Source organism: Streptomyces sp. NPDC059900 (assembly GCF_050270335.1).
In the GTDB taxonomy this organism is placed as follows: domain Bacteria; phylum Actinomycetota; class Actinomycetes; order Streptomycetales; family Streptomycetaceae; genus Streptomyces.
Genome location: NZ_JBNNJZ010000591.1, coordinates 1 through 4,834 on the forward strand (window position 1 = coordinate 1; position 4,834 = coordinate 4,834).

Sequence of the window (4,834 nt, forward strand, 5' to 3'; positions counted from 1 at the left end):
CCCTTGACCGCCGCGCCGAGCCGCACGAGATCGTCGTTCGACACGGCGTCGACGATCGCGGCGCCGACACCCTCCGCACGCAGCGCCTCGACGCGCCGCCTGATCTCCTCGGCGCCGGCGGCGACCACGGTGTGGTCGACGAGGCCCACCGGCCGCTTGGTCTGCGCGCCGAGGACGGACACCAGATTGGAGTCGGTCATCGGCGTCAGCGGGTGATGGCGCATGCCGCTCTCGCCCAACAGGACGTCACCGACGAAGAGATGACCCTTGAAAACGGTGCGTCCGTTGTCGGGAAACGCCGGGGTCGCGACGGTGAAATCGGTGCCGAGCGCGTCCATCAGGGCCTCGGTGACGGGCCCGATGTTGCCCGCGCGCGTCGAGTCGAAGGTCGAGCAGTACTTGAAGTAGATCTGTTCGGTGCCCGCGGAACGCATCCACTCAAGAGCCCGCAGCGAGGCCGCGACGGCGTCGGAGGCCGGGGTGGTGCGCGACTTGAGCGCGATGACCACGGCGTCCGCGTCGAGCGGTTGCTCGGCGCCGCCCCGGGGTACGTCGATCAGCTGGATCACGCGCATGCCCGCGCGTACGAGGTTGTTGGCCAGGTCGGTGGCGCCGGTGAAGTCGTCGGCGATGCAGCCGAGTCGGACGGTCATGTCAGATCTCCTGCTGCTGCTGCTGCTGCTCGGTCGGTTCGGGCAGGTCGATGCCCGGGAAGATTTTGATCACCGCGCTGTCGTCCTGGCCGCCCAGGCCGGAGGCCGATGCCTGAAGGAACATCTGGTGGGCGGTGGCCGCCAGGGGCAGGGGGAACTTCTCCGGCCGGGCCGCGTCGAGCACCAGACCCAGGTCCTTGACGAAGATGTCGACCGCGGACAGCGGCGTGTAGTCCCCGGCGAGCACATGCGCCATGCGGTTCTCGAACATCCACGAGTTGCCGGCGCTGTGCGTGATGACCTCGTAGAGCGCCTGCGCGGGCACGCCCGCCTTGATGCCGAGCGCCATCGCCTCGGCCGCCGCGGCGATGTGGACGCCCGCGAGCAGCTGGTTGACGACCTTGACCTTGGAGCCCGTCCCGGCCTCGTGGCCCAGGCGGTAGACCGTGCTGCTCATGGCATCGAGGACCGGGTCGGCGATGGCGTACGCGGTGGGGGCACCCGAGGTCATCATGGTGAGCTCGCCGCTGGCGGCCCGTACGGCGCCACCGGAGATGGGGGCGTCCAGGTAGAGCACGCCGCGCTCGGCGAGGCGCCGCTCGACTTCGGCGGACCAGGCGGGGTCGGCCGTGGAGCACATGACGTAGACGGAGCCCGGGTGCAGCCGCTCGGCCGCGCCACCGGGGCCGAACAGGACCGACTCGACCTGCGTGGCGTTGACCACGACGCCGACCAAGACGTCGACGGAGGCCGCCAGTTCACCGGCGGTCGCGAAGGCGGTACCGCCGGCGTCGGCGAAGGCCGCGGCGACCTCCGGTCGCAGATCATGGACGCCCACGTCGAAGCCCGCGTCGCGCAGACTGCGCGCCATGCCAAGGCCCATGGCCCCCAGCCCCACCACGCCCACGCGCGGCTGCGCCGGCCTGTCCCGGTCGTTCATGCCCATCCTCGTCTCGCTGTGAATCCGTGCGGCGATCGGGTCATATGATGACCTGAGGATGTGGGATGGCGCACTGTGATGCCGGTCACATAGTGCGGCGAGGGGTGAAGGGGCAGCTGTAGTTGCGCCGGGATGCGGCCGGCCGCTCCGGGGAGCGTCAGTGCCGTGAGCTCGGAGGGCTCCGCGACGCCTGCGTGCGGGCGCGGTACAAGCCGTGCCCGCACGCAGGTGCGCCGACCCTCCCGCTGCGGGGCGGGTGCCGCCGGGTCAGGCTCAGATCGGTGACTGCCCCATCCCGGCGAACCACCGGGCCGCGACGGAAGCGACCTCATCCAGCGCGCCCGGCTCCTCGAACAGGTGCGTGGCGTCGGGGATCACGCGCAGCCGGTTGAGGACACGCAGCCGATTGGCCGTCTCCCGGTTGAGTCGCACTATCTCGGTGTCCAGGCCTCCCACGAGGAGCAGCACCGGGGCGTGCACGCGGCCGAGCACATAATCTCCGGCCAGGTCGGGGCGGCCGTCGGGGCAGACCACTGTGTCCACGAGGCCGGGCCTTGCGGCAGCGGCGCCGAGCGCGGCAGCTGCTCCCGTGCTCGCGCCGAACAGGCCGACCGGCAGGTCGGAGAGTGGGGGGGCGAGCCAGTCGATGGATGCGGTCAGCCGGTGCGTCAGCAGATCGACGTCGTGGTGCCGGCGGCCGGCGGCCCGGTCGGCTGCCGCTTCGTCGGCGGTGAGCAGGTCGATGACCAGCGTCCCGGTAGCGGCATCGTGCAGCGTGTGGGCCAGGGCCCGGCTGCGGGGGCTGTGCAGGGAACTTCCGCTGCTGCGGGCGAGAACCGCGACGCCGAACACCGTGTCCGGCACGGTCAGTTCACCGATGAGTGTCCCCTCGCCGTTGGGCACGGTGACAGTCTCGGACAGCATGGGGACCTCCGAATTCCGGGTACGGGTATCGCGCCGGGTACCCCGCGCGGCAGTCACTACGCGGCGGCGCCACTGAGCGCGCCGAGCCCCACTTGTCTCCGGCTTGTCTCCGGCTGAAATGTCAGTCGGTTGCGTCGCGCCGTTGCGCTGCCCGGCAAGCGCGATGGCGCAGGATCGAGCCCGGGGCCGGTTTTCCGGGGCCATGAAGAACCGCTCTCCCGGGCACCCGGATCTCACGGACGCCGCAGGCACGGAGCAGGCGCGACAAGCAGAGCAGAAGCGGTACAGGCAGAGCAGAGACGGCAGACCAGGAGAGAAGAGATGGCCGACCGAAGCAGCCGGGAGCCCGGATGACGGGGAACGGCGGGCAGCGCGCACGCAAGCGGACCACGCGCGCCCTCGTCCGGGAACTCCTGGACACCCACGGGCGGACCTATGCCGAGGAAGCCGGGATCCGGCTGCGGGACACCCCGCAGCCGCTGTACCAACTCCTCGTGCTCTCGGACCTGTTGAGCGCGCGCATTCGCAGCGGCATCTCGGTGGCCGCGGCGCGCGAACTCTTCGACGCCGGGCTGCGCAACCCGCGCCACATGGCCGCTGCCTCGTGGCAGACCAGGGTCGACGCACTCGGCCGCGGCGGCTACCGGCGCTACGACGAGCGCACCAGTACGCAGCTCGGGGAAGGCGCCGAGCTCATCCAGCGGGACTACGGAGGCGACCTGCGGCGCCTGCGCGACGCAGCCGCCGGGGACCAGGCGGCGCTGCGCCGCAGCCTGCGTAAGGTGCCGGGCCTCGGCCCTGTGGGCGCCGACATCTTCCTGCGCGAGGTGCAGCGGGTGTGGCCGCAGATCGCGCCCTGCTTCGGCGACAAGGCCATGCAAGGAGCACGGCGGCTCGACCTGCCGGAGGACCCGAAGAAGCTGGTGCGGCTCGCCGGCGACGCGGACCCCGCGGCACTGTCCGCGGCGCTCATCCGGGTGGCCTTGGACAAGCGTGCGGCCGCGGAACTGCTCGCGTCGTAGGTGCCCCTGCCTCCGCATGCGACACCGCAGACCGCTCGTACCGCCATGACACTGCAAGCCGCCACGCACCATGAATCACGCACCATGACATGAAGGGAGTCCCCGTGACGCGTGCCGCCCTGTTCGACGTCGACGGAACGCTCGTCGACACCAACTACCTCCACGTCACTGCCTGGTGGGAGGCCTTCCGGCAGGCCGGTCACCGGGTACCGATGCGCGCCGTGCACCACGCGATCGGCCTGGGCGGCACCGACCTGATCGCGCACGTCTTGGGCGACGAGCGCGATCAGGACCAGGACGCCACGATCAGCGCCGCCCACAAGACGCTCTACGCCACCCACTTCGAGCGGCTCGAAGCCTTCGAGGACGCGGGACAGCTACTGCGTTCGCTGGCGGGGGAAGGGTGGACCATCGTCCTCGCCACTTCCGCGGGCGGGGGCGAACTCGACGCTCTGCGCGGCGCCATCGGCGCGGACGACGTCATCACCGCGACGGCCAGCGCCGACGACGTCGACGAGGGCAAACCCGCGGCGGAGCCCGTCGCCCACGCCCTCGAACTGGCCGGTGCGAGCGCGCGGGACAGTGTGTTCGTCGGCGATTCGGTGTGGGACATGCAGTCCGGCCGCCGTGCGGGCGTCACACCGGTGGGCCTGCTCAGCGGCGGCATCCCCCGCGAAGCCCTCTCCCGGGCCGGGGCGACGGAGGTGTACGACGACACCGCGCACCTGCTGTCGTCGCTCAGGAGCAGCGTGTTCGCCCGCTAGCCCTCTAGACACCGGACGGTGGCACGCCTTCTTCCCCCGTTTCCCCCTCCGCACCGGAACCGGGCTGCGGCAGCAGGGGAAACAGCCGGGTGATCAGAGCCACCGGGCGCGCGCCGTCCGGGCGGGCCAGGGGGCGTTGTTCGCGGTCCTGGTAGGGGGCAAGGGCCCGGCGGACGGTGTCCGCGACCCGGCTCATCTCCTCGGGCGTCAGATAGGCGATGGCACTGAAGGCCTCGTCGCGGCGCCAGTCGGCCGGTGCCTGGTCGCGCCCGGCGAGCCAGCGCTGCCAGCTCTCGTCCTCGAGCCCTCGGGCCAGATCGCCGAACTGCTCGTCCGTGGGCCCGCCGGCATCGGGCCCACGCTGCCTCAGGCGCCAGGGGCGTGCGCGGCCGCCGTGGTGGGGTGCCTCCTCGATGTGGCCGTGGCGTGCGAGCTGGCGCAGGTGGAACGAGCAGAGCCCCGAGCTGTAGCCGAGCCGGGCGGCGGCCTCGGTCGCCGTGACCGTGCCTACCTCGGCCAGCAGGTCCATCA

6 protein-coding genes are annotated in these 4,834 nt (G+C 71.6%); 2 read left to right on the forward strand and 4 right to left on the reverse strand.

Going from position 1 to position 4,834, the window contains the following annotated elements:
- From otnK to ACQKIP_RS39820, 3 genes are all read right to left on the reverse strand, one after another.
- A partial coding sequence (gene otnK / locus ACQKIP_RS39810; protein ID WP_427745281.1) for a 3-oxo-tetronate kinase occupies window positions 1-653 on the reverse strand: 653 nt, incomplete at its 3' end.
- Window position 654: 1 nt separating this feature from the next.
- Window positions 655-1,593 (reverse strand): L-threonate dehydrogenase, encoded by a 939-nt coding sequence (gene ltnD / locus ACQKIP_RS39815; protein WP_365856426.1) that lies wholly within the window; start codon window positions 1,591-1,593, stop codon window positions 655-657.
- 273 nt (window positions 1,594-1,866) lie between these two features.
- A complete protein-coding gene (locus ACQKIP_RS39820) occupies window positions 1,867-2,517 on the reverse strand; it encodes a hydrolase (protein ID WP_427745282.1) in 651 nt (216 codons plus the stop codon).
- Window positions 2,518-2,867: 350 nt separating this feature from the next.
- Here ACQKIP_RS39820 and ACQKIP_RS39825 point away from each other — a divergent pair, with 350 nt between their 5' ends.
- Together ACQKIP_RS39825 and ACQKIP_RS39830 are read left to right on the forward strand one after the other, a co-directional pair.
- The gene (locus ACQKIP_RS39825) at window positions 2,868-3,539 is read left to right on the forward strand and encodes an endonuclease (RefSeq protein ID WP_365856430.1); all 672 of its coding nucleotides are present in this window, start codon (window positions 2,868-2,870) and stop codon (window positions 3,537-3,539) included.
- Window positions 3,540-3,643: 104 nt separating this feature from the next.
- Window positions 3,644-4,303: an HAD family hydrolase gene (locus ACQKIP_RS39830; RefSeq protein WP_365856432.1), complete on the forward strand. Its 660-nt coding sequence runs from the start codon at window positions 3,644-3,646 to the stop codon at window positions 4,301-4,303.
- Between the two features lie 4 nt (window positions 4,304-4,307).
- On the opposite strand, the gene ACQKIP_RS39835 is transcribed toward ACQKIP_RS39830, so the two are convergent.
- The gene (locus tag ACQKIP_RS39835) at window positions 4,308-4,832 is read right to left on the reverse strand and encodes an ArsR family transcriptional regulator (protein WP_427745283.1); all 525 of its coding nucleotides are present in this window, start codon (window positions 4,830-4,832) and stop codon (window positions 4,308-4,310) included.
- Window positions 4,833-4,834: the final 2 nt, after the last annotated feature.

Bases quoted from the DNA above. Each gene is read 5' to 3' on its own strand.
- ltnD (WP_365856426.1), bottom strand. From the start codon at position 1,593: ATGAACGACCGGGACAGGCCGGCGCAGCCGCGCGTGGGCGTGGTGGGG.
- ACQKIP_RS39820 (WP_427745282.1), bottom strand. From the start codon at position 2,517: ATGCTGTCCGAGACTGTCACCGTGCCCAACGGCGAGGGGACACTCATC.
- ACQKIP_RS39825 (WP_365856430.1), top strand. From the start codon at position 2,868: ATGACGGGGAACGGCGGGCAGCGCGCACGCAAGCGGACCACGCGCGCC.
- ACQKIP_RS39835 (WP_427745283.1), bottom strand. From the start codon at position 4,832: ATGGACCTGCTGGCCGAGGTAGGCACGGTCACGGCGACCGAGGCCGCC.